Origin of the sequence: Pseudomonas sp. GLN_2 (assembly GCF_043106005.1) — a bacterium.
GTDB classification, from domain to species: domain Bacteria; phylum Pseudomonadota; class Gammaproteobacteria; order Pseudomonadales; family Pseudomonadaceae; genus Aquipseudomonas; species Aquipseudomonas alloputida.
Genome location: NZ_JBICMC010000096.1, coordinates 1 through 24,277, shown reverse-complemented (window position 1 = coordinate 24,277; position 24,277 = coordinate 1). Strand labels below are relative to the sequence as shown.

General features: G+C 64.3%; 21 protein-coding genes. 11 read left to right on the top strand and 10 right to left on the bottom strand.

Features of this window, described 5'->3' with window-relative positions; translation table 11 throughout:
• Positions 1-81: 81 nt before the first annotated feature.
• The gene (locus tag ACF8Q6_RS23990) at positions 82-1,962 is read left to right on the top strand and encodes a DEAD/DEAH box helicase (protein WP_392489604.1); all 1,881 of its coding nucleotides are present in this window, start codon (positions 82-84) and stop codon (positions 1,960-1,962) included.
• 140 nt (positions 1,963-2,102) lie between these two features.
• On the opposite strand, the gene ACF8Q6_RS23985 is transcribed toward ACF8Q6_RS23990, so the two are convergent.
• The 3 genes from ACF8Q6_RS23985 to ACF8Q6_RS23975 all read right to left on the bottom strand — a co-directional run bounded on the left by ACF8Q6_RS23985 (position 2,103) and on the right by ACF8Q6_RS23975 (position 5,324).
• Positions 2,103-2,681, bottom strand: a complete 579-nt coding sequence (locus ACF8Q6_RS23985; RefSeq protein WP_003249350.1) for a YceI family protein — start codon at positions 2,679-2,681, stop codon at positions 2,103-2,105.
• Between the two features lie 32 nt (positions 2,682-2,713).
• Positions 2,714-3,265: a cytochrome b gene (locus tag ACF8Q6_RS23980; protein WP_392489605.1), complete on the bottom strand. Its 552-nt coding sequence runs from the start codon at positions 3,263-3,265 to the stop codon at positions 2,714-2,716.
• Between the two features lie 199 nt (positions 3,266-3,464).
• On the bottom strand, positions 3,465-5,324 hold the full coding sequence (locus ACF8Q6_RS23975; protein WP_392489606.1) for a flavin monoamine oxidase family protein: 1,860 nt from the start codon (positions 5,322-5,324) through the stop codon (positions 3,465-3,467).
• Positions 5,325-5,533: 209 nt separating this feature from the next.
• Between ACF8Q6_RS23975 and ACF8Q6_RS23970 the strand changes: the two genes are divergently transcribed.
• The 3 genes from ACF8Q6_RS23970 (at position 5,534) to ACF8Q6_RS23960 (ending at position 8,379) form a co-directional block, all read left to right on the top strand.
• Positions 5,534-6,025, top strand: a complete 492-nt coding sequence (locus tag ACF8Q6_RS23970) for a hypothetical protein (RefSeq protein ID WP_003249344.1) — start codon at positions 5,534-5,536, stop codon at positions 6,023-6,025.
• A 79-nt stretch (positions 6,026-6,104) separates the two neighbouring features.
• Positions 6,105-7,511, top strand: a complete 1,407-nt coding sequence (locus tag ACF8Q6_RS23965) for an adenosylmethionine--8-amino-7-oxononanoate transaminase (protein ID WP_392489607.1) — start codon at positions 6,105-6,107, stop codon at positions 7,509-7,511.
• 148 nt (positions 7,512-7,659) lie between these two features.
• Positions 7,660-8,379 (top strand): 16S rRNA (uracil(1498)-N(3))-methyltransferase, encoded by a 720-nt coding sequence (locus ACF8Q6_RS23960; RefSeq protein ID WP_392489608.1) that lies wholly within the window; start codon positions 7,660-7,662, stop codon positions 8,377-8,379.
• Here ACF8Q6_RS23960 and ACF8Q6_RS23955 read toward each other — a convergent pair whose 3' ends face one another.
• The 7 genes from ACF8Q6_RS23955 to ACF8Q6_RS23925 all read right to left on the bottom strand — a co-directional run bounded on the left by ACF8Q6_RS23955 (position 8,380) and on the right by ACF8Q6_RS23925 (position 18,061).
• Positions 8,380-8,997 carry a hemolysin III family protein gene (locus tag ACF8Q6_RS23955; protein ID WP_014754668.1) on the bottom strand — a complete coding sequence of 206 codons (618 nt, stop codon included), beginning with the start codon at positions 8,995-8,997 and terminating at the stop codon, positions 8,380-8,382.
• Between the two features lie 207 nt (positions 8,998-9,204).
• Positions 9,205-9,678, bottom strand: a complete 474-nt coding sequence (locus ACF8Q6_RS23950; protein WP_003249336.1) for a chemotaxis protein CheW — start codon at positions 9,676-9,678, stop codon at positions 9,205-9,207.
• The gene (locus tag ACF8Q6_RS23945; protein WP_392489847.1) at positions 9,671-14,611 is read right to left on the bottom strand and encodes an Hpt domain-containing protein; all 4,941 of its coding nucleotides are present in this window, start codon (positions 14,609-14,611) and stop codon (positions 9,671-9,673) included. The genes ACF8Q6_RS23950 and ACF8Q6_RS23945 overlap by 8 nt, the downstream gene beginning before the upstream one ends.
• Positions 14,612-14,623: 12 nt before the next feature.
• Positions 14,624-16,648 carry a methyl-accepting chemotaxis protein gene (locus tag ACF8Q6_RS23940; protein ID WP_256658262.1) on the bottom strand — a complete coding sequence of 675 codons (2,025 nt, stop codon included), beginning with the start codon at positions 16,646-16,648 and terminating at the stop codon, positions 14,624-14,626.
• A gap of 47 nt (positions 16,649-16,695) precedes the next feature.
• Positions 16,696-17,250, bottom strand: coding sequence for a chemotaxis protein CheW (locus ACF8Q6_RS23935; protein WP_014754673.1), 555 nt, complete (start codon positions 17,248-17,250; stop codon positions 16,696-16,698).
• Positions 17,247-17,612 (bottom strand): twitching motility response regulator PilH, encoded by a 366-nt coding sequence (gene pilH, locus ACF8Q6_RS23930; protein WP_014592657.1) that lies wholly within the window; start codon positions 17,610-17,612, stop codon positions 17,247-17,249. The genes ACF8Q6_RS23935 and pilH overlap by 4 nt, the downstream gene beginning before the upstream one ends.
• A 47-nt stretch (positions 17,613-17,659) precedes the next feature.
• Positions 17,660-18,061 carry a PleD family two-component system response regulator gene (locus ACF8Q6_RS23925; protein ID WP_392489848.1) on the bottom strand — a complete coding sequence of 134 codons (402 nt, stop codon included), beginning with the start codon at positions 18,059-18,061 and terminating at the stop codon, positions 17,660-17,662.
• A gap of 238 nt (positions 18,062-18,299) precedes the next feature.
• Here ACF8Q6_RS23925 and gshB point away from each other — a divergent pair, with 238 nt between their 5' ends.
• From gshB to ACF8Q6_RS23890, 7 genes are all read left to right on the top strand, one after another.
• A complete protein-coding gene (gene gshB / locus ACF8Q6_RS23920) occupies positions 18,300-19,253 on the top strand; it encodes a glutathione synthase (protein WP_392489849.1) in 954 nt (317 codons plus the stop codon).
• A 91-nt stretch (positions 19,254-19,344) separates the two neighbouring features.
• Entirely contained in the window at positions 19,345-20,250 is a 906-nt protein-coding gene (locus tag ACF8Q6_RS23915; RefSeq protein ID WP_014754675.1) for an energy transducer TonB, read from the top strand.
• A 164-nt stretch (positions 20,251-20,414) separates the two neighbouring features.
• Positions 20,415-20,984, top strand: a complete 570-nt coding sequence (locus tag ACF8Q6_RS23910) for a YqgE/AlgH family protein (protein ID WP_003249318.1) — start codon at positions 20,415-20,417, stop codon at positions 20,982-20,984.
• Positions 20,984-21,409: a Holliday junction resolvase RuvX gene (gene ruvX / locus ACF8Q6_RS23905; protein ID WP_003249316.1), complete on the top strand. Its 426-nt coding sequence runs from the start codon at positions 20,984-20,986 to the stop codon at positions 21,407-21,409. The genes ACF8Q6_RS23910 and ruvX overlap by 1 nt, the downstream gene beginning before the upstream one ends.
• 49 nt (positions 21,410-21,458) lie before the next feature.
• Positions 21,459-21,977 (top strand): bifunctional pyr operon transcriptional regulator/uracil phosphoribosyltransferase PyrR, encoded by a 519-nt coding sequence (gene pyrR / locus ACF8Q6_RS23900; RefSeq protein WP_003249313.1) that lies wholly within the window; start codon positions 21,459-21,461, stop codon positions 21,975-21,977.
• 12 nt (positions 21,978-21,989) lie between these two features.
• A complete protein-coding gene (locus ACF8Q6_RS23895; protein ID WP_003249311.1) occupies positions 21,990-22,994 on the top strand; it encodes an aspartate carbamoyltransferase catalytic subunit in 1,005 nt (334 codons plus the stop codon).
• On the top strand, positions 22,991-24,262 hold the full coding sequence (locus tag ACF8Q6_RS23890) for a dihydroorotase (RefSeq protein ID WP_392499575.1): 1,272 nt from the start codon (positions 22,991-22,993) through the stop codon (positions 24,260-24,262). Before ACF8Q6_RS23895 ends, ACF8Q6_RS23890 begins: the two co-directional genes overlap by 4 nt.
• Positions 24,263-24,277 lie beyond the last annotated feature (15 nt).

Here is a 24,277-nt window from a genome sequence, read left to right as displayed (position 1 = left end):
ACGCGATCGCATTTCACCGATGCCCGTCGCGCCAGGCAGAACATCCCAACGGGCCCAGCCCACACGAGAACAGGATCGCCCATGTCCTTTGCTTCCCTCGGTCTCTCCGAGGCTCTTGTCCGCGCTATCGAGGCTGCGGGCTACACCCAGCCGACCCCCGTGCAACAGCGGGCCATTCCCGCCGTGTTGCAAGGCCGCGACCTGATGGTTGCCGCACAGACAGGTACGGGTAAAACCGGCGGCTTCGCCCTGCCGATTCTCGAGCGCCTGTTCCCGGCCGGCCATCCCGACAAATCGCAGCGCCATGGCCCGCGCCAGCCTCGCGTCCTGGTCCTGACACCGACCCGCGAACTGGCAGCCCAGGTGCATGACAGTTTCAAGGTCTATGCCCGTGACCTGCCACTGGTCAGCGCCTGCATCTTCGGCGGCGTTGGCATGAACCCGCAGATCCAGGCCATTGCCAAAGGCGTTGATGTGCTGGTCGCCTGCCCAGGCCGCCTGCTGGATCTGGCCGGCCAAGGCAAGGTCGACCTGGCCCACGTGGAAATCCTGGTACTTGATGAAGCCGATCGCATGCTCGACATGGGCTTCATCCACGACGTCAAGAAGGTGCTCGCCCGCCTGCCGGCCAAGCGGCAGAACCTGCTCTTCTCGGCCACCTTCTCCAAGGACATCACCGACCTCGCCGACAAGCTCCTGCACAACCCGGAGCGTATCGAGGTCACCCCGCCGAACACCACCGTCGAGCGTATCGAGCAGCGTGTGTACCGGCTGCCTGCCAGCCACAAGCGTGCCCTGCTGGCGCACCTGATCACCTTGGGCGCCTGGGAACAGGTGTTGGTGTTCACCCGAACCAAGCACGGTGCCAACCGCCTGGCCGAGTACCTGGAGAAGCAAGGCCTGACCGCCGCCGCGATCCACGGCAACAAGAGCCAGAACGCCCGCACCAAGGCTTTGGCCGATTTCAAGGCCAACAGCGTGCGCGTACTGGTCGCCACCGACATCGCTGCCCGCGGCCTGGACATCGACCAGTTGCCCCACGTTGTCAACTTCGAGCTGCCGAATGTCGAGGAAGACTACGTCCATCGCATTGGCCGTACCGGCCGTGCCGGTCGTTCGGGCGAAGCTATTTCCCTGGTCGCGCCAGATGAAGAAAAGCTGCTCAAGAGCATCGAGCGGGTGACCAAGCAGCGCATCGCGGATGGCGACCTGATGGGCTTCGACGCCAGCCAGGTCGAAGCCGAGAAGCCTGAAACACGCGAGCGCCCGCAAAACAACGGCCGCGGAGGCCGCAGCCAGCAAGCCCGCGGCGAAGGTGCCAAAGACAGCAACGGCGGGCGCAAGGACAAAGGCAAGGACAAAGGCAAAGCCAGGCAGCAAGCTGCGGCCAAGCCGGACGACAAGGAAAAGAGCGGCGACAAGCAGCAGCCGCGCAAGCCGCGTGACAAGAAGCCACGCCCACAGCAGGCCAGCAATAACGGCGTGCCGAAACCGCCAGCAGACCGCGACCCGGAAGAGTTCCTGGACGATGAAGTCGATAACTTCGGTAACCGCGCCGACTATGTCAGTCCGTACCAGGGCAAGAACCAGGGCCGCAACCGCCGCCCAGGTGGTGCTGGCCAAGGTCAGGGGCAAGGCAATGGCCAACGCAGCAACGCTGGCGGCCAGGGCCAAGCCCGCAATGGCGGCCAGCCACGCAGTGGTGGCGGAGAAAAACGCCCGCCCCGCGCCAACAACGGTGGCGGTGCCCGTCGTGATGGCGGCGGTGGCCGTGGTCGCCCTGCGCGTGACGATGCTGCCCGGCAAGAGCCGGCCGTGCGCAACCCGCGTCAGCCGGAAAAACAGCCAGTGATCATTCGCAAGGAGTCCAAACTGGACCGCTTCCCGACGCCTGAGCAACTGGATGACCTGCCAAGCCGCCCACGCGGTGAGCGCCCGGCGCTGCTGACCCGCAAGGGCTGATAGAAGTACCGAGGGGGCTGCTTGGCAGCCCTATCACGACACAAGGCCGCTCCTGCAGAGATCAAGAAATTCTCTGCGGGAGCGGCCTTGTGTCGTGATAGGGCCGCAAAGCGGCCCCCTCGGTCTTCAGCCAGCAGAAATTACTTCTGCTTCACACCTTCAACACTGATATCCAGGTCCAGGGTCTGCGAAGTAGCGCCTGGGCCTTTGATGCCGAAGTCGTTCAGGTTCAGCGTTGTGGTGGCGTTGAAGCCTGCGCGCTCACCACCCCATGGGTCCTTGCCTTCACCGTTGAAGGTAGCTTTGAACGTCACCGGTTTGGTGACACCGTGCATGGTCAGGTCGCCAGTCACGTCAGCAGTCTTGTCGCCAGTCGACTTGACGCTGGTGGAGACGAATTTGGCGTCCGGGTACTTCTTCACGTCGAGGAAGTCGGCGCTGGCGATGTGCTTGTCACGCTCGGCGTGGTTCGACCACAGGCTGGCAGTTTTCAAGTCGACGCTAATCTTGCTGGCTTCAGGCTTGGCACTGTCCCAGCTGAAGTTGCCGTCGAAATCCTTGAAAGTACCGTGGATGAAGCTGTAGCCCAGGTGGCTGATTTTCCAGTCAACGAACGCGTGCTGGCCTTCCTTGTCGATCTTGTACTCGGCAGCCATGGCCTGGCCAGCAGAGAGCAGAGCGGTACCGAGCGCCAGAGCGGCAAAAGTCTTTTTCAACATCCTGTTCCTTCCTGTGTAATTGAGGTTGAGAGTCAAGCTTTGCGGCCCAGCATGCGAGTCAGGGTCGCGTCACGGTCGATGAAATGATGCTTGAGCGCGGCAAGGGCATGCAGCACGGCAAAAATCACCAGCCCCCAAGCCAGCCACAAATGAACCACACCCGCCACATCTGCCTGGTCAGGCAGGTCGCTGATCAGTGCCGGCACTTCGAACAGGCCGAACACCGGAATGCCGACGCCGTCGGCGGTGGAAATCAGGTAACCGGCAGCCATCACCGCAAACAGACCAAGGTACAGGGCCAGGTGGCCCAGCTTGGCCGCCAGGCGTGTGATTGCGCCGTGGCTGGTGGGTGCCGGTGGTGGCGGGCTGATGAAACGCCAGACTACCCGCAGCAGCATCACCGCCAGCAGCACCAGGCCGATGCTCTTGTGCAGGTCCGGGCCAGCTTTGCGCCATGGGCTGTAGTAGTCGAGGCCGACCATCCACAGGCCGAGGCCGAACAGGCCGAAGACTGCGAGTGCTACGCCCCAGTGCAGGATGATGCTGACCACGCCGTAGCGAGAAGGTGAATTGCGCAGTTGCATGTTGCGTGTTTCCCCGTGAAAGCTATGCACAGACTAACGCGTAACGTATCGAAGAAAAGCGGAAAAAATTGCTTTGGATTATCGAGGAATCCGATATTTATTCTGTTAGCTGACCATTAAGAAAACATTAACGATAGTAGGAGAGTTCGGGTTGCAGTGTCGGCCCTTCGGCTGCGAACAGGCCGACACTGTCGATCGATCAGCCCGCCTTGGCCTGGGTATTGGTTACAGCCTTCTTCGCAGGCTCCGACTTGGCTGTCGCCTTCTTCGTCTCGGCAGGCTTGTGGGCTGGCTTGTGCGCGGGCGCATGCTTGGCGGGAGCGGCTTTGGTTGCCGCAGGCTTGGCGGCCGCTTCCTTGGCTACAGGCGTAGGCGAGGCAGGAGCCGTAGCCGCCTGTGGAGCGGGCGCAGGTGCAGGCGCCACTTCCTCAGCCTTGGCTATTGGCTCAGCCTTCGCCTCTGGCGTTTGCGCCCCGCCAAACAGGCGCTTGAAGAAGCCTGGCTTGTCCTGCTTGGCCTCTTCGGCCTGCTTAGGCTCAGCTTTGGCCGGCGCCTTGTCAGCTTTGTCGCCCTTGTCGGACGAACCGCCGAACATATTGGAGAAGAATCCGCCCTTGCTCTCCTTGGCGGCCACCGCACCTGCCGCCGCCGCAACCGGCAGCGCCTTGGCCGGGTCGAACGACTTGCCGGCCAACAGGTCCTGTGCCTGGCTGGCCGCACGCTGGCCACTGCGCAGGGCGCCTTCCAGAGTGCCCGGATACAAGGCATCCGTGTGCTCACCGGCAAAGGTCATGCGCTGCACCGGACGCTCCCACAGGCGCCAGTATTTGCTGATCTGCCCCGGGCCGTAGGCCAGGTAGGCACCACCCGTGCCAGCGTCCGCGCTGTATCGCTTGACCTCGTAACCGGTGAAAGCACCACGGGCCTGGGGGTAGAACGCATGTAGACGGATCAGCACCTGGTCGACCATCTGCTTTTCACCAAAGGCCTGCAGCAGGCGAGCGTTATCGCCGGACAGGTTGATCACCACATTGGCCCCCCCCTTGAGCGCCGGTTCGACCCACAGCATGCCGAGGCCGGCGTTACTGAAGATTTCGCCCGACATGCGTGCACGGCTTTCCCATACGGGTTTCTTGAACTTGAGCATGATCTGGTCGCGCCAACCATAATTGGTGCCCTTGAGCGCCGCCAGGTGTTGGCTGTCCAGACCAGGGGTCATCTGAATCTTGGCCAGCGCGCGCAGGGGCACAGCCATGACCAGATAATCCGCCTTGTAGCCGACGCTGCCGACTTTTACCGTGACACCATCCTTGTCCTGGACAATGGCGGTAACCGGCGAGCTGGTCTTGATGGTTTTCAACTGCTTGACGAAAGCCTGGGCCAGCACCGGGCTGCCACCGGGCAGGCGCGCGGCGCGCAGGTCGCGGTCGCTGACGCCGCGGTACACGCGGTTCTGCTGGGCGAAGTACAGCAGCGACAGGCGCGACGGTTCATCGTAGCGGGTGCGGATCTGCTGATTGATCAACTGACGGGCGGTGGCCGGCAGTTGCAGTTTGTCCAGCCAGGTGGAGACGTTGATCTGGTCAAGGGCGAACAGCGTGCTGGTTGCCTGCGGGTTCAGCGGGTCATCGATCGAACGGGCCAGGTCATCAAGGGTTTTCTCGTAACGCTTGAGCGCCTCGGCAGTGGCCGGTTGCTTGGTGGCCAGGTCGCTGGCGCTGAAGTACTCGCCGTCGATCAGGTAACCCGGGGTACGCACGAACTCGGGCGCCGGCAGTGTTTCAAGCTTGAAACGGTCGAGGTACTGGTTGAGCACCGGCTGTGCCTTGGCGTTGCCGATCCACTCGCTGGTGGCCAGGCCCGAACGCCCGCCCATGCCCGCCTTGGCCTCCAGCAGGGTCACCTGCCAGCCTTTGTTCTGCAGCTCATAGGCTGCCGTCAGGCCGGCCAGGCCACCCCCCACGACAATCGCCGTGGGCGTCTTGTCTTTTGCCAGCGCAGCGCCGCTGGACACACCAATCAATACCAACGCGCACAGGCGCACCCAAGCAGCAGCCATGTCGGCGAACTCCGAGTCAGAGGTTACAGAAACGGGGAGAGGCAGGAATGCCCCAGGAAGATGCGTTAAGAATACGTCAGGTCCGGTCACCCTGCCAGCGCAGTGACATCAAGTCCTTTTGGCAACTGACATTTTTGCCAGTAGCCATGTCACAGGGTGGTAGACGAAGCTGGCGAAGATGGCCAAAAGCCCGCCAGGGGGGGCTGCGCATGATCTTCGAGGAGCGTTTCAACCAAGTGGAGCGGCAGCTTCTGTTACACAGGCAGACACTTCGCACAGCCTCAGGCCTGAGCTTCCACGCCAGCAGCACGTCCTGGATCGGCTTTCACGAAGCCTTCAAGGGCGAGGACGGTACCGAGCTGGTCATTGGTGAACACAGCGAAATTTCGATTGCGTTCGCTCAAGAGGTCGAGTCCCTGCGGCTGGAATACTACGTAGTCAGCGACTTTCTGAGCGAAGACCTGCACATGTTGTTCGATGCCGAGAACATCGACTATGACCTGGTTGCGCCATCCCCTCGCATTTTTTACTGGCTCACCCTCGAAGGTAGCGGCTTCCGGGACGCTCGCCCGGGCCCGATCGCTACACACCCCTACTACCAGGTGATTGACGGCCCCTTTCGGCGCCTGACCATCTCCACCTCGCACGCCGGCACCGTGCATATCCGCAAGCTGGAATGGACCGGCACCCACCGCCATTGAACGGCAGCGGTTGTCCTGCCCTGCGGCATTGCTTAGGCTTACGCGGTCGAACCACGCCGCAAAGCCAGGAGAAGTGCCCATGGGCCTCAATGATCAGTGGATGCAACGCGACCTCAAGGTCCTGTGGCACCCCTGTACCCAGATGAAAGACCACGAGCAGCTGCCGCTGATCCCTATCAAGCGCGGCGAAGGCGTGTGGCTGGAAGACTTCGAGGGCAAGCGCTACCTGGATGCGGTAAGCAGCTGGTGGGTCAACGTGTTCGGCCATGCCAACCCGCGCATCAACCAGCGCATCAAGGACCAGGTCGACCAGCTCGAGCACGTGATCCTGGCCGGTTTCAGTCATCAGCCAGTGATCGAGCTGTCCGAGCGCCTGGTCGCCATGACCCCGGCCGGTCTCGACCGGGTGTTCTATGCCGACAATGGCTCGTCGTGCATCGAGGTGGCGCTGAAGATGAGCTTCCACTACTGGCAGAACATCGGCAAACCGGACAAGAAGCGCTTCGTCACCCTGACCAACAGCTACCATGGCGAAACCATTGCCGCCATGTCGGTGGGTGATGTGCCGCTGTTCACCGAAACCTACAAGGCGCTGCTGCTCGACACCCTCAAGGTGCCAAGCCCTGACTGCTACCTGCGCCCCGAGGGCATGAGCTGGGAAGAGCACTCGCGCAACATGTTCCAGGCCATGGAGCAGACCCTGGCTGAACACCACGCCTCGATCAGCGCTGTGATCGTCGAGCCGCTGATACAGGGTGCCGGTGGCATGCGCATGTACCACCCGGTGTACCTCAAGTTGTTGCGCGAGGCCTGCGACCGCTACGACGTGCATCTGATCCATGACGAGATCGCCGTGGGCTTCGGCCGCACCGGCACGATGTTCGCCTGCGAGCAAGCCGGCATCCGCCCGGATTTCCTGTGCCTGTCCAAGGCCCTGACCGGCGGCTACCTGCCGCTGGCCGCCTGCCTGACCACCGACAAGGTGTACCAGGCGTTCTACGACGACTACCCGACACTGCGCGCGTTCCTGCACTCGCACAGCTACACCGGCAACCCGCTGGCGTGCGCTGCAGCGCTGGCGACCCTGGATATCTTCGAGCAGGACAACGTGATCGAGGCCAACAAGGCCCTGGCCACGCGCATGGCCACAGCCACTGCACACCTGGCCGATCATGCTCACGTTGCCGAAATACGCCAGACTGGCATGGCCCTGGCCATCGAAATGGTTCAAGACAAGGCAGGCAAGGTTGCCTACTCCTGGCAGGAGCGCCGTGGCCTGAAGGTGTTCAAGCACGCCCTGACCCGCGGCGCCCTGCTGCGACCGCTGGGCAGCGTGGTGTATTTCCTGCCGCCGTACGTGATCACCCCCGAGCAGATCGACTTCCTTGCCGAAGTGGCCAGCGAAGGCATTGATATCGCCACCCGCGATAGCATCAGTGTCGCAGTGCCGGCCAACTTCCACCCCGACTTCCGCGACCCGGGCTAGGCCCGGCAATTCGCCACACCACTTTTCCTGTGGGAGCGGGCGAGCCCGCGAACAAGGGCGAAGCCCTTGCCAGGCACCGCGGCGCCTGATTCGCGGGCACGCCCGCTCCCACAGGGGATCTGCGTCTCTCTATTTACCGAGCAAACCCATGAGACTGTCCCGCTTCTTCATCGACGCCCCCCTGAGCCTTGGCGAGCACGACCTGCCCGAGGCCCAGGCCCATTACATTGGCCGCGTGCTGCGCATGGCACCCGGCGACGCCGTGCAGCTGTTCGATGGCAGCGGCCAGGAATACCGTGGTCAGTTGCTCGAAGTGGGCAAGAAAACTGTCCGCGTCAGCCTTGACCAGGCCTTTGCCGGCCAGGCCGATTCACCGCTGCATGTGCACCTGGGCCAGGGCCTCTCCCGTGGCGAGCGCATGGACTGGGCGATCCAGAAGGCCACTGAGCTTGGTGCCAACGAAATCACCCCGATCGTCAGCGAGCGCTGCGAAGTGCGCCTGAAAGACGAACGCGCCGACAAGCGCCTGGCCCACTGGCGCCAAGTGGCGATCAGCGCCTGTGAACAATGCGGGCGTTCTACCTTGCCCGTCATCCACCCACCCGTGACCCTGGCCGAATGGTTGAGCAGCACCGAGGCTGACCTGAAACTGGTCCTGCACCCGGTGGCCGAGCCGCTCACCAGCCATGAAAAGCCCGCAACACTGGCCTTCGTGATCGGCCCCGAAGGCGGCCTTAGCGAGGCCGAAGTCGAGCAGGCCAAAGCCGCCGGCTTCCAAGCAGCACGCCTTGGCCCGCGCGTGCTGCGCACCGAGACCGCGCCGGTGGTGGCGCTGTCGGTGGCACAGCAGTTGTGGGGCGATTTTTAACTAGCGCACGTAGAACGACACCGCCACGAAGTGCATCAGGCTGCCAGCGATCACGAACAGGTGCCAGATGCCATGCCAGTGGCGGAAGCGGCTGTCGAAGGCGAAGAAGATGATGCCGACGGTGTAGAACACGCCGCCGGCAGCCAGCCAGGCGAAGCCGGCAGTGCCCAGCGAGTTCAGCAGTGGCTTGACTGCCACCAGCACGATCCAGCCCATCACCGCGTAGATGATGATCGAGAGGATCCGCGCCTCGGAGCGCGGCTTGATCTCTTGCAACATGCCGATGATCGCCAGCCCCCAGACCACGCCGAACAGGCTCCATCCCCACGGGCCGCGCAGGCTGACCAGGCAAAACGGCGTGTAGCTGCCGGCAATCAGCAGATAGATCGACAGGTGGTCGAGCTTGCGCATGATCACTTTCGCCCGCCCACGGGTGCTGTGGTACAGGGTGGAGATGCTGTACAGCAACAGCAGCGTGCCGCCGTAGATGGAGAAGCTGACGATCTTCCACGGGTCGCCTTGCAGGCCCGCGGCCACGATCAGCCAGATGGCACCAATAGCAGCGAGGACGGCACCGACCAGGTGGGTCCAGGCGTTGAAGCGTTCACCGTAATACATGCAAACACAGACCTCCTGAGGTGGGCAGGGTTCCTGTTGTGATGCTGATGGCTTCGTTCTTTGTGGGAGCGGCCTTGTGTCGCGAAGGGGGCGCGAAGCGGCCCCAGGCTGTCATTGCCACTGCATGAACCGCCGGGGCTGCTGCGCAGCCCTATCGCGACACAAGGCCGCTCCCACTCCAGACCACCAGGCCCTGCGCCTCACATCCTAACCAAGGTCAGGTTGCAGATCCGCGTCACGCACCAGCCTTTCCAATGCGACCAGGTCCGGCACCCGCGCCACCTGCTCACCCACCTGCACCGCCGCCAGCTCCAACCTGCCCAGCGCCACATCCACGTAGTTAAGCTGACTGTCGAGCTTGCACGAGCGCGGAATGTCCTGCAGCAACAGCGCCAGGTACCGCAAACCGGTATCGCCCAACGCATTGAGCACCACCACGCGAGCCCGCTCGCCGCACGGTGTCTCACCACCGCATGCGGCCTCGAAACCGATCAACGGCAGGCGTTGCTGACGCCAGTCGATCCACCCCAGGTGCCAGGCGGGGTCGCCATGCTGGCACACCAGGTTACGCTGCCCGCTCAACTCGGCCACCGCCACGTTGGGCAACACCAGCGTGCGGTCCCCCAACGGTAGCAACAGCCCGGTCAGGCTGCTGCGCTGGCCGGAAATCAGTTCAAGCATGGGCCTGGCTCCAATGGGCGATGCTCTGCAACAGCAGCGATTCCTGGTACGGCTTGCCCAGGTATTCGTTGACGCCGATGGCCATGGCGCGGTCCCGGTGCTTCTGGCCGGTGCGCGAGGTGATCATGATGATCGGCAAGTCCTTCAGCCGCGCGTCACGGCGGATGCGTGTGGCCACCTCGAAGCCGTCCATGCGCGGCATTTCGATGTCCAGCAACAACACGTCGGGCCGGTGCTCTTCCAGCAAGGCCATGGCATCGACGCCATCCTTGGCCGTGAGCACGCTCATGCCGTGGCGCTCCAGCAGGCGGCTGGTAACCTTGCGTACGGTTACCGAATCGTCCACCACCATCACCAGCAAGGCACGGCGCGGTGCCGGGCCAAGCAACTGGCGTTGGCTACCGCCACCGGGCAAGCGGGCCAGCCGTCGCTGCTGCCCGCGCAGCTGGCCCAGCAGGTCAAGAATCAGCACCACCCGGCCATCGCCCAGCAGTGTCGCCCCCGATAACCCGGCAACCGCGGCAAACTGCGGCCCCAGGCTTTTCACCACGATCTCGCGGCTGGGCGACAGGCTGTCGGCCTGGATGGCAAACGATTGCTCCTTGGAATGCACCAGCAGCACCGGCAACGGCACACTTTGCCCAAGCAGCGCCGGGCGCGGCAGGCCTTGCAGCAACTCGCCCAGGTAGCGCAGCTCGTATTCGTGGCCGGCATAGACATAGCGCGGCGAGTCCAGCTGGTAGCACGCCGCAAGCTCGGCAGGTGGCACGCGGACAATGCCCTCGATGGTATTGAGCGGAATGGCGTACTGCTCATCGCCCAGGTGCACCATCAGCGCACGGTTGATCGACACGGTGAACGGCAGGCGGATCAGGAAACGCGCCCCCTTGCCCTGCGCCGACTCGATACTCATCGAGCCACCCAGTTGCTTGACCTCCTCGTGCACCACATCCATGCCCAGCCCGCGCCCGGAAATCTGGGTAATCTTTTCGGCGGTGGAAAAGCCTGGCCGCAGGATGAACTGCAGGATTTCGTGGTCACTCAACTGCGCCTGCGGGTCCAATAGGCCGCGCTTGATGGCCTTGCGCCGCACTGCTTCCAGAGGCACGCCAGCACCATCATCCGTCATTTCGATGACGATATCGGCGCCCTCATGCAGCAAATTCAGGTGAATGGTGCCCTGCTCCGGCTTGCCGGCGGCCAGGCGCATTGCGCGGCTTTCCAGGCCGTGGTCAACGGCGTTGCGCAGCATATGCTCCAGCGGCGCCACCATACGCTCCAGCACACTGCGGTCCAGTTCGCCCTCGGCATTGCCAACCACCAGTTCCACCTGCTTGCCCAGCTCGCTGGCCACCTGCCGCACCACGCGCTGCAAGCGCGGCACCAGGCGCTCGAACGGCACCATCAGGGTGGCAGTCAGGCCCTCCTGCAACTGGCTGTTCACCCGCGCCTGTTGTTGCAGCAGGCTGTAGGCCTCCTGAGCACGCTGAGCCAGGGTTTCCTTGAGGTCCAGCAGGTCCGAGGCAGACTCGAAGAGGGCCCGTGACAGCTGCTGCAGCTGGGAGTGGCGGTCCATCTCCAGAGGGTCGAAGTCGTCATAGGCATCGCCTTCGAACTGCTGCCGGCTGGAGATTCGCCCCTGGGTCTCGACATCCAGACGCAGCAACTGGTCACGCATGCGCTCGAGTGTGGTCTCCATCTCGTTGAGGGCGAACTGCGCGTCGTTGACCTGCTGCTCGATGCGCCCACGGATGATCGAGTGCTCGCCGGCCAGGTTACCCAGGTCGTCGAGCAGCTCGGCGTCGACCTTGACCATGTCACCCGGTGCCCGCTCTGGTGCTGCTGCCGGAACTTCGGCGGTTGCAGCTTCTGGCGGCCCCTGGCCTGCGGCAGTGTCTGTCAGTGCGGCGCTGCTGAAGTTGCGAATGTAGTCGATCAGCGCCGTGGCGGCATGCAGCGGCTGCCCCAGGCGCACAGCGTCAAGCATATGCGCCAGCCGGTCGTGGCAGTTCTGCAGCAGTGCGAACAGTGGCGCGCTTGGCGGCAATCTACCCGCAGCCAACAGCTCGTAGAGGAACTCCAGTTCGTGGGCCAGGTCGCCGATCGGGGTGATTTCGACCATGCGCGCCACGCCTTTGAGGGTGTGCAGGTCGCGCATCAGGTTGTCCACCTCGACGCTGCTGCGCGGGTCGGCCTGCCAGCGCGCCAGAGCCGCCGCGGCGCTCTCGACGATGTCCGAGCTTTCTTCCAGGAACACTTCCAGCAGCTCTTCGCCGGGGCTTTCCGGCGCCTCGGCAAGCGGCTCTGCCACCTGCGGCTGCAACGGCGGGTGCGGCAGCCCCAAGGTATCGGCCAGGTCCATGTCCGGGTGCAGCGGTGTGACCGTATCGATGCCCACCAGGCCGGTGGCATCCGGCGCCAGGGCCTGGTCCAGCAGGTTGCGCAGGCTGTCGACCAGCTCCGGGCGGGGTGGAATATCCTGCCCGGCCGCCACTTCGTCCAGCATGTCCAGCAAGGCCTCATGGGCCCGCTGCGCCTGGCTGAAAAAGCGGGAATCGGCAGGCAGGCTGCCCTCCTCCACCGCGCCATACAGGTCCAGCAACGCCTCGCACACCTCATCCATCTGCCACAGGTCGGCCAGGTGCGCGGCGTGCCCCAGGGTGGTCACCTGGTCGAGCAGGTTATCCAGTGCGTCGCGCTGGCCGGGCTGTTGCTGCCAGCGCGACAACAACGTCTCTGCATCGAGCAGAATGTCCATGGCCTGCGCCAGGAAGCTGGCGACCAACTGCGGATCACGCTTGTTGCGCCCGGCCTGGTGCGGGTCTTCATGCAGGCTGGCCAGGCGGCTGTCCACGGCCTGGCCCACCTGCTCGATCAGTTCCGCGGCGCCGGGGATGGCGGCCAGGGGTGTGCTATCGAGTTGCGCCAAACCCAGATGGAACAACGACCGCGCAGCTTCCAGCCACTCCATCTCGGCCATTTGCAGTGGCAGTTGATGCCCCTTGTATTCACGGGCCAGACGGTCGAAAGCGGTGGCCAGTTCGGCGACCGGCATCACACCGGCCATGGCGGCACTGCCTTTGAGCGTGTGCAAGGCACGCTGCAAGTCATCACTGACCGGCGTGTCGTGGCCGCCGGCGCTTTGCAGATAAACCTCAAGGCTGGCCAGATGGCCCTGCGCCTCGGTACGAAAAATGCCCAGCAACTGCGGATCGAGGCCATCGACACCGGCAGCCGCCGGGGCATCGTTTTCGGCCAGGCTGTGCAGGTGCCCGGCCAATTGCTCGATTTCAGTCAGTTGCGGCAACTGGCCGGCGGCAAAGTCGGCCAGCAAGTCAGGCAGGTGAACGAACACCTGCTGCAGCGCTACAACCCCTTCCGGGGTGAGCACGCTGCGGCCCTCGAGCACCCGGTTCAGCAGGTGCTCGGCGCCCCAGGCCAGTTCAGCCACCGCCTCGGCATGCACCATGCGGCCACTGCCTTTGAGTGTATGCAGCGCGCGACGCACTTCGCCCAGCGCCTCGCGCTGCTGGTTGTCGGCACGCCAGCGCAGCCAGTGGCGCTCGATTTCCGGCAGCAGCTCGCCCGCTTCATCAAGGAACACCTCGCGAAGCTCGTCATCGATGCCGTCGCCACTGCCGTCCAGGTCTGCGCTGGCCCCAACCACCGCGCACTGCACACCCAGCGCCGCCAGGCTGGCCCGTGCCATCTCGATAAAGGGTTGGCCATCGGCCAGCGGGTCTGCCGTGCGCCATTGCAGGTAGCATTCGGCAGCGCTCAGTGCCTCGGCCAAATGCGTCAGCTCATCAAGCGGCGGTTCTTCCTCCAGGTGCTGCAGCCAACGCTGCACATAGCTTGCGCAGCCGACAAACAGCTCGGCCACGGCCGGCAGCATCAACATGGCCAGTGCCCCGCGAATCTGCTGCAACAGCCCCGGCAAGGGCTGCAGACGTTGCCGCGGCCAGTCGGACTCCAGGTAATCGCCGATCAGATCCTTGGCCTGCTGCAACACGTTCAGCGATTCATTCAGCACCAGCTGGCGTATCTCGGCCAGGTCCGAGCCCGGCAGGCTGCCTTGGCCGTTTTCCTCCAAAGGGCCGACCATGCCGTTCAGGGAGGCCTCCACGTACAGCAGGGCCCCCGCCACGTCCATCAACACCGCGTCGTCCACCGCCCGCTCGCCCTGAGCCAATGCCTGCAACGCCAGCACCTGGTCGATGATCACCCGCCGCGGTTGCTGAAAGCCCAGTACCGCCAGGGTGTCAGCCACGTGGCGCAACGGCGCCAACAGCGCATCGAGCTGTTCGCGGTGCTGACGGTCGCCGCGCCCGAACTGGTCCAGCCGCTCCTTGATGCGCATCAAGTCATCGCACAGTGCAGTCACCACCGAACGCAGCGCATCGCGCCCCGACCCGGCCTGCAGTTGGTCACGCCAGTTGCCCAGCGACAGGTCGAGGTTGGCAAGATCATCGTCACCCGCGAAGCGTTGGGCGGCGCCGGTCATCAGGCTGGCCTGGGCCAGCGGTTCCTCCCCCCGGCAGGCGCGCAGCTGGTTGAGCAACGGCAGCATCACCAGTGGCAGGTCGTGGCGGGCACCGCGCAACCGCTCCAGGTACGAGGGCAACTGCTCCAGGCCGCGGAACAATGCGCCCAGGCAATCACCCCGGGGGCTGACCTGGCCGTCGGCCAACGCCTTGGCAAACAGCTCCAGCTCCTCGGCCAGGCGCGTGGCGCCGCGCAGTTCGAGCATGCGCAGGCAGCCGTGCACCTGGTGCAGGTTGTCGACCACGAAGGCCATCATCGACAGGTCGCCCGTCTCGCCGGCAAAGCGCTCCAGCGCCTGCCGTGCCTGGCCCAGGCAATCGAGGATGGCGGCCTTGGTCCAGGCCAGCGCCACTGTTTCGTGACGCTCGGGGCTTACTGCAGAAGCCATGGTCACTATTCCTTAACGCGGCTCGGTAGGGGGTGGCAGGGTGAAACCGGACACCGAACGGCGCATCTCGCTGGCCATGCGGGCCAAGTGGCGGATGCTGTCGGCGGTGGCACCGGAGCCGGCGGAGGTTTGCGCGGTAATCTGCTGGATCACCGCCATGGTGTGGGAGATCTGCCCGGCCGACGAGGTCTGCAACTGGGCAGCGTCGGAGATGCTGTGGATAAGGTCGGCGAGGTTCTGCGATACCCCTTCGATCTCGGCCAGCGCCACCCCGGCATCCTGGGCCAGGCGTGCGCCACGCACCACTTCGGCGGTGGTCTGCTCCATCGAGATCACCGCTTCGTTGGTATCGGCCTGGATGGTACGCACCAGCGCCTCGATCTGGCGGGTGGCAGACGATGAGCGCTCGGCCAGGCGCTGCACTTCGTCGGCAACCACGGCAAACCCGCGGCCGGCCTCACCGGCCAGCGAGGCCTGGATGGCGGCGTTCAGGGCAAGAATGTTGGTCTGGTCGGCAATGTCGTCAATCAGGCTGACGATGTCGCCGATTTCCTGGGAGGACTCGCCCAGGCGCTTGATCCGCTTGGCGGTGTCCTGGATCTGCTCGCGAATGTTGTCCATGCCGTTGATGGTGTTGTGCACCACCTCGTTGCCCTTGTTGGCGATGGCCACCGAACGCTCGGCCACCTTGGCCGATTCGTAAGCATGCGCCGAAACCCGATCGATCGACTCGACCATGTCACCCACCGCCTCGGACGCCTCGCTGATCTGTGCAGCCTGGTGCTCGGAGGCCTTGGCCAGTTGCCGCGCAGTGTTCTGCGTGTCCTGCACAGCGGCGGCGACCTGCACTGCACTGTGGTTGATGGTGGCGACCAGGTCGCGCAACTGGTCCACGGAATAGTTGATCGAGTCGGCAATGGCACCGGTGAAGTCTTCAGTCACCGATACGGTCACCGTCAGGTCGCCATCTGCCAGCTCTTCGATTTCGTCGAGCAGGCGCATGATGGCCTGCTGGTTGCGTTCGTTCTTTTCTGCGGTCTCGCGCAGTTGGCGGTTGGTGGTGCGCACCATGACCAGGCCGATGAGGATGATCGAGGCCAGCGCCAGCAGCCCCAGGGCATAGCCGCCAACGGTGTCGAGGGTGCGCCCGCCAGCCAGGTTCTCGAAACCGTTCGCCAGGTGCGACGCTTCGTCGAGCAGGGTTTGCGAAAGGCTGAAGATGTTGCCCGCAGCCTCCCGCACACGGAACAGTTCGGGCGAGGTTTCGAGGATTTCATCCACCGAACCGGCAACAAACTGGAACAGCTCGGCGATTTCGGCCAGCCGCGCACGCGCGTCGGCGTCCTCGACACGGGTTATCTGGATTGTCGCATTGCCATTGAGCATACCCTCCAGCACCTGGCCAAAGCGCCCGGCGTCACGGCCGAAGGCATCGGCCGCCTGGGCGGCGCTGTCGTCACCGGCCAGCACGGTGTTGACCGAGCCAAGGATACGTTCGGCCAGCAACAGCTGGCGCTGGGCCACCGCAACCTGGTTGGCCGGGGCACCGCTCTGCAGCAGGATCTCGACCACTTTTTCGTATTCCACCTGCAACTGCGGCACGGTCTCGGCCAGGGTCGCTGCCACCTGGTGCAGCGACAGCACGGTCTGCTCGCTGGCCAGGATGATGTCGGTGTTCTTGCGCAGGTTTTCCCAGTCGCGGCGTACCGATTCCATCTCGTCACGCACCGCAGGTGGCGCAGGCGGTAGACCAGTGGACTTGTCACCCTGGCGCAGGTAGCCCCAGCGTCGTTCGAAATCATTGCGTGCATCCGACAGCAGCTTGAAAGCCAGGGCCTTGCCGGTGGCCGCCTCAGTGGCGTTCTTGGCGATACGCTGCGACAGCACGCGCAGCTCGCCGGCATGGCCGATGTACTGCTTGTCGTAGTTGGATTGGGTATTCAGGTAAGCAAAGTTGGCGAACAGCAAGATGATCGAAAGGATCAGGATCAGGAACAGCACGGTGATCTGCGCGATGCTGCGGGTACGTGGGCTCACGGTGGTGGCAGTGACGGGGGTGGCAGGCTTGTTCACGTTCGCAGGTCCTATAACGCCACATCGAGAAAGCCCGGCGCCTGGGCCAGGGCAAAGGGGCTGAAGATCGCCCAGTTACGTTCACGCGGAAAATGCCCCTGCACAAAGCGTGCAGCGGCAGGGATCAGCGGCTGCGGCGGCGACAGCTGCAGGCTGTCGAGGGCAAAGTGCTGAAGGCCCAGCACCTCGTCGACCAGCAAGCCGACGAACAGGTCGTCGTGATCCAGCACCAGCACTCGCCGCTGTTTGCCCGGTGCGGCGTGGCCCAGGCCGAAGAAACAGCTCAGGTCCATCACCGGCAACAGCCGGCCACGCAGGTTGGCCACCCCGCACACCCACGGCTGCACGCCGGGGACGCGGCTACTGCGCGGTTCGCGCAGCACCTCGGCCACTTCGCCCATGGGCGCGACGAACCACTGCCCGGCAATGCGAAAGCCAATGCCGCTCCACTGCTGCACGCGGTTGTCCTGCGGCGGCTGGTCGGCGACCAGCAGGCGACAGCGCCGGTCGATGTCCAGCAACAACTCAAAGGCGGTCAGCGACGCGCCTTGCGGGCGGGTGGTCAAGCCCCCAGCACTTCTTTGAGCTTGGCGATCAGCGCCTCCTCTTCCACCGGTTTGGTCAGGAAGTCACGGGCACCCTGGCGCGTGGCCCAGATACGGTCGGTTTCCTGGTCCTTGGTGGTTACCACGATCACTGGAATAGCGCTGGTTTCCGGGTCCTTGCTGAGCTGGCGGGTGGCCTGGAAGCCGTTCATGCCAGGCATGACGATGTCCATCAGCACCGCGTCGGGCTTGTCCTGCCGGGCCAGGGCCACGCCGTCGGCACCGTTGCTGGCCTTGAGCACCTGGTAGCCGTGCTTTTCCAGCCATTCGGTCAATCTGTACATCTCTGTCGGCGAGTCGTCGACAATCAGAACTCGGGCCATGCTGTTTCCCCATCAGGAAAGTAGGACCGCGCCATGGCGGGGCTCGGTCAGGGTGCGTGTTGTTGAGGTGTGGCGAACCCGGGCACATGGGCGCGGATCGCATCGAGCAGTTCTTCCTTGCTGAACGGTTTGGTCAGGAACTGATCGGAACCGACCACCCGGCCGCGGGCCTTGTCGAACAGCCCATCGCGGGACGACAGCAGGATAACCGGGGTGTCCTTGAAGGCACTGTTGTGCTTGATTACCGCGCAGGTCTGGTAGCCGTCCAGGCGTGGCATCAGCACATCGACAAAAATGATGCTGGGCTGATGGTCGATGATCTTGGCCAGGGCATCGAAGCCATCACTGGCGGTGATTACCTCGCAGCCCGCTTCACCGAGCAACATCTGCGCGGTGCGGCGGATCGTGCGGGAATCGTCGATCACCATCACCTTCAGGGGTTGTTCCATAGACGCCTACCAGTAGGATTGAAGCCGCAAGTTGCTAGCGGCAAGCTGCAAGAAAGCAGCTCGGCGCATGGATGCTCTTTTCTTGAGGCTTGTAGCTCAAGGCTTGCAGCTGCATTTTTAGCACACTCCGGGTGGCCATTCCATCTGCCGCGCCCCTTGACCGGCGGCGTTCCCGGCGCCACCCTGAGCCACTTTTCTTTCGATCCACCGCGGCCACCTGCCGCCAAGAGGACCCCCCATGAGCGTTCGCCTCGGCATTGTAATGGACCCCATCGCGTCCATCTCCTACAAGAAGGACAGCTCGCTGGCCATGCTGCTGGCCGCCCAGGCACGCGGCTGGAGCTTGTTCTACATGGAACAGCAAGACCTGTACCAGGGCGAAGGCAAGGCCCGCGCCCGCATGCGCCCGCTGACGGTGTTTGCCGACCCTGCACGCTGGTTCGAACTGGGCGAGGAGCAGGACAGCCCGCTGGCCGAGCTGGACGTGATCCTGATGCGCAAGGACCCGCCCTTCGACATGGAGTTCGTCTATAGCACTTACCTGCTGGAACAAGCCGAGAACGACGGCGTACTGGTGGTAAACCGCCCGCAAAGCCTGCGCGACTGCAACGAGAAGATGTTCGCCACGCTGTTCCCGCAATGCACCACCCCGACCCTGGTCAGCCGCCGCCCGGACATCCTTCGCGAATTCACCGCCAAGCATGCCGACGTGATCCTCAAGCCACTGGATGGCATGGGCGGTACGTCGATCTTCCGTCACCGCGCGGGCGACCCCAACCTGTCGGTGATCCTGGAAACCCTGACCGCACTGGGCACCCAGCAGATCATGGCCCAAGCCTACCTGCCGGCAATCAAGGACGGCGACAAGCGCATCCTGATGATCGATGGCGAGCCAGTGGACTATTGCCTGGCACGCATTCCGGCCAGCGGCGAAACCCGTGGCAACCTGGCCGCGGGCGGGCGTGGCGAAGCCCGCCCACTGACCGAGCGCGACCGCTGGATCGCCGTCCAGGTCGGCCCGACGCTGCGCGAGAAGGGCCTGCTGTTCGTTGGCCTGGACGTGATCGGCGACTACCTCACCGAAATCAACGTCACCAGCCCCACCTGTATCCGCGAGATCGATGCCGCCTACAACACCGATATCGGTGGCAAACTGATGGATGCCATTGATCGCAAGCTCAAGGCACGCTGACAGCCAACGCGAAGTAAAGCCGTAGAGTGGGGTATGATGCCGGTCCTATTCGACTGAGCTGCTGCCCCGCCCTGCGGTTGCTGGATACCTGATGACGCTGCCCGCTGACGTCCCTGCCGACCTGCTGCCTCCCCGTGTTCGCCCTGCGGACCGGCTTGGCTTCACCCTGTTCCTGGCTGCGCTGGTGCACCTGGCGCTGATCCTTGGCGTCGGCTTCACCGTGGTCAAGCCTGCCGAAATCCGCCACACCATGGACATCACCCTGGCCACCTTCAAGAGCGAGAAACCGCCCGAGAAGGCTGACTTCCAGGCCCAGGACAACCAGCAAGGCAGCGGCACCCTGGACAAGAAAGCGGTGCCCAAGACCACCGAGCTGGCGCCGTTCCAGGACAGCAAGATCAACAAGATCACCCCACCGCCTGCGGCCAGGCCCGAGGTGGTACCACCCCCTACCCCGAAAAAGTCGGCGGTGGTGACGACGGCGCCCAAGCCGCACAAGGTCGAACCCAAACCCAAGGAAAGCAAAGCACAGCCCAAGCCAGCCACACCGGCGCCGGACTTCGACAGCTCGCAGTTGTCCAGCCAGATCGCCAGCCTGGAGGCGGAGCTGTCCAACGAGCAGCAGATGTACGCCAAGCGCCCACGCATCCATCGCCTGAACGCCGCGTCGACCATGCGCGACAAGGGCGCCTGGTACAAGGAAGAGTGGCGCAAGAAGGTCGAGCGCGTGGGTAACCTGAACTACCCCGATGAAGCACGCCGACAGCAGATCTACGGCAACTTGCGCATGATGGTGTCGATCAACCGCGATGGCTCGCTGTACGAGGTGCTAGTGCTGGAATCGTCCGGGCAGCCCGTACTGGACCAGGCGGCGCAGCGCATCGTGCGGCTGGCCGCGCCGTTTGCACCGTTTACCGGTGATCTGGCCGAGTTCGACCGGCTGGAGATCATCCGCACCTGGCGCTTTGCCCGTGGGGACCGTTTGTCCAGTAATTGAGTTCAGCCTTGGTGTAGGGCTTTCGGTGCGTGCTAGCGCGGATATCGAGCGCCGCGCGGGCGGCGCTCGATCTCAAAAGCGCCAAAAACCTCAAGCCAAGCGCCAACCTGACGACACAAATCCGCACCTTGTCAGTCTCGCCACCTGGCGCCACACTATCCCCCATGAAAACCCTCGCACCCAGCTACCTCAAGCACCAGTTCCTGATCGCCATGCCGCACATGGCCGATCCGAACTTCGCCCAGACCCTCACGTATATCGTCGAGCACAATGAGCATGGCGCCATGGGCCTGGTGGTCAACCGACCACAGGAACTGAGCCTGGCCGACATCCTCGAGCAGCTGCGCCCGGACGAAACGCCGCCGGCCAGCACCTTGCAGGTGCCGATCTACCAGGGTGGCCCGGTACAAACCGACCGCGGCTTCGTGCTGCACAGCAGCGAGTGCAGTTTCCAGGCCAGCGTGGCGCTGGAAGGGCTGTCGCTGACCACGTCACAGGACATATTGCTGGCTATCGCCGCCGGTGTGGGCCCGAAACAGAGCCTGATCACCTTGGGTTATGCCGGTTGGGAAGCGGGCCAACTGGAAGCGGAACTGGCCGACAACGCCTGGCTGAACTGCCCGTTCGACCCGGAAATCGTCTTCGGCATGGCCAGCGACCTGCGCCTTGAGGCTGCGGCCGCCAGCCTGGGGATCAACCTGCACCTGCTGACCAGCCAGGCGGGCCACGCCTGATGGCTGAGCTACGCCTGCTGCTGGGCTTCGACTATGGCAGCAAACAGATCGGCGTGGCCGTCGGCCAGGTGATCACCGGCCAGGCCCGCGAACTGTGCACCCTGAAGGCGCAGAACGGCGTACCGGACTGGGCCCAGGTGGAAAAGCTGATTGCCGAATGGAAGCCAGATGCCATCGTCGTCGGCCTGCCGCTGAACATGGACGGTACGCCCAGCGAGATGAGCGCCCGCGCCGAAAAGTTCGCCCGCCGCCTGAACGGCCGCTTCAACCTGCCCGTGCACACGCACGACGAGCGCCTGACCACCTTCGAGGCCAAAGGCGAGCGCATGGCCCGTGGCGGCCAGCGTGGCAGCTACCGCGACAATCCGGTCGATGCCATTGCCGCTGCCTTGCTGCTGCAAGGCTGGCTGGAGGCCAATACCTGATCATCTTTGCCGCCGGGTCCACCCGGCGCACCCTTCCAAGGAGCCCGCAATGAGCCTACCCAATCCCGCCGAGCTGATCCGGCAGATGGCTGTCGACCTTCGTGCCCACCTGGCGCGCCGGGCAATCACCGAGCCCCGTTACATCGGTATTCGCACCGGCGGCGTCTGGGTTGCCCAGGCCCTGCAGGATGCCATGGGCGACACCAGCCCAATGGGCACCCTGGACGTGTCGTTCTACCGTGACGACTTCAGCCAGAACGGCCTGCACCCACAAGTGCGCCCGTCCGAGTTGCCGTTCGAAGTCGAAGGCCAGCACCTGGTGCTGGTGGATGACGTGCTGATGAGCGGTCGTACCATCCGCGCGGCGCTCAACGAACTGTTCGATTACGGCCGCCCGGCCAGCGTCACTCTGGTCTGCCTGCTGGACCTGGATGCCGGCGAACTGCCGATTCGCCCTAACGTGCTCGGCGCCACCCTGTCGCTGGGCGCCCATGAACGGGTAAAATTGACCGGACCCGCACCGCTCGCCCTCGAGCGCCAGGACCTCGCCTCCGCTTCCGCCCTTTAAGAGTCCCCCGCGATGACGCCAATCGACGCCAAGCGCCCGCTGCAGCTCAATGATCAGGGCCAGCTACGCCACTTCCTCTCGCTTGACGGTTTGCCTCGCGAACTGCTCACCGAGATCCTCGACACCGCCGACTCCTTCCTGGAAGTCGGTGCCCGGGCTGTGAAAAAAGTCCCGTTGCTGCGCGGCAAGACTGTGTGCAACGTGTTCTTCGAGAACTCGACCCGTACCCGTACCACCTTCGAACTGGCAGCCCAGCGCCTGTCGGCCGACGTGATCAGCCTGAACGTGTCGACCTCCTCGACCAGCAAGGGCGAAACCCTGTTCGACACCCTGCGCAACCTCGAAGCCATGGCCGCCGACATGTTCGTCGTACGCCACTCCGACTCCGGCGCCGCGCACTTCATCGCCGAGCACGTGTGCCCGGAAGTGGCCGTGATCAACGGCGGTGACGGCCGCCACGCACACCCGACCCAGGGCATGCTCGACATGCTCACCATCCGCCGTCACAAAGGCAGCTTCGAAAACCTGTCCGTGGCGATCGTCGGCGACATCCTGCACTCGCGTGTGGCCCGTTCCGACATGCTCGCGCTCAAAGCGCTGGGTTGCCCGGACATCCGTGTGATCGGGCCGAAAACCCTGATCCCGATCGGCATCGAGCAGTACGGCGTAAAGGTCTACACCGACCTCGCCGAAGGCCTGAAAGACGTCGACGTGGTGATCATGCTGCGCCTGCAGCGTGAGCGCATGGCCGGTGGCCTGCTGCCCAGTGAAGGCGAGTTCTACCGCCTGTTCGGCCTGACGACCGCGCGCCTGGCCGGGGCCAAGCCTGACGCCATCGTCATGCACCCGGGCCCGATCAACCGTGGCGTGGAAATCGAGTCGGCGGTTGCCGATGGCAAGCACTCGGTGATCCTCAACCAGGTCACCTACGGTATCGCCGTGCGCATGGCCGTGCTGTCCATGGCCATGAGCGGGCAGAACGCGCAACGTCAATTGGACCAGGAGAACGCCCAGTGACCATCAGTATTCTCGGCGCCCGGGTGATCGACCCCAACAGCGGCCTGGACCAGGTCACCGACCTGCACCTGGACGGCGGCCGCATTGTCGCCATCGGCGCCGCACCGGCCGGTTTCAGCGCCAGCCGCACGATCCAGGCTGATGGCCTGGTCGCTGCGCCCGGCCTGGTCGACCTGGGCGTGTCCCTGTGCGAGCCGGGTTACAGCCGCAAAGGCAACATCGCCAGTGAAACCCGCGCTGCCGTTGCCGGCGGTGTTACCAGCCTGTGCTGCCCGCCGCAGACCAAGCCGGTGCTGGACACCTCGGCGGTAGCCGAACTTATCCTTGACCGCGCCCGTGAAGCCGCCAACAGCAAGGTCTACCCGGTCGGCGCCCTGACCAAGGGCCTGGAGGGTGAGCAACTGGCCGAACTGGTGGCCCTGCGTGACACCGGTTGCGTAGCGTTTGGCAACGGCCTGAAGGAAATCCCCAACAACCGTACCCTGGCCCGCGCCCTGGAGTATGCCGCCACCTTCGACCTGACGGTGGTGTTCCACTCCCAGGACCGCGACCTGGCCCAGGGCGGCCTGGCCCACGAAGGTGCCATGGCCAGCTTCCTCGGGCTGCCGGGCATACCGGAAAGCGCCGAAACCGTGGCCCTGGCGCGCAACCTGCTGCTGGTGGAACAGAGCGGCGTGCGTGCGCACTTCAGCCAGATCACCAGCGCCCGTGGCGCGCGGCTGATCGCCCAGGCCCAGGCCTTGGGCCTGCCGGTCACCGCCGATGTAGCGCTGTACCAGCTGATCCTCACGGACGAGTCGCTGCGCGAGTTCTCCAGCCTGTATCACGTGCAGCCGCCGCTGCGCACCGCTGCCGACCGTGACGGATTGCGCGAGGCGGTGAAGTCGGGGGTGATCCAGGCCATCTCCAGCCACCACCAGCCGCACGAGCGCGACGCCAAGCTGGCCCCGTTCGGCGCCACCGAGCCGGGTATCAGCAGCGTCGAGTTGCTGCTGCCACTGGCCATGACCCTGGTGCAAGACGGCCTGCTCGACCTGCCGACCTTGCTGGCCCGTCTGAGCAGCGGCCCGGCTGCCGCCCTGCGCCTGCCGGCTGGGGAGCTGAAAGTGGGTGGCGCGGCAGACCTGGTGCTGTTCGACCCGCAAGCGTCCACCGTTGCTGGCGAACAATGGTTCTCCCGTGGCGAGAACTGCCCGTTCATCGGCCACTGCCTGCCAGGTGCGGTGCGTTATACCTTGGTCGATGGGCACATCTGCCACGAGGCCTGAGTAACGCCTGTGGGA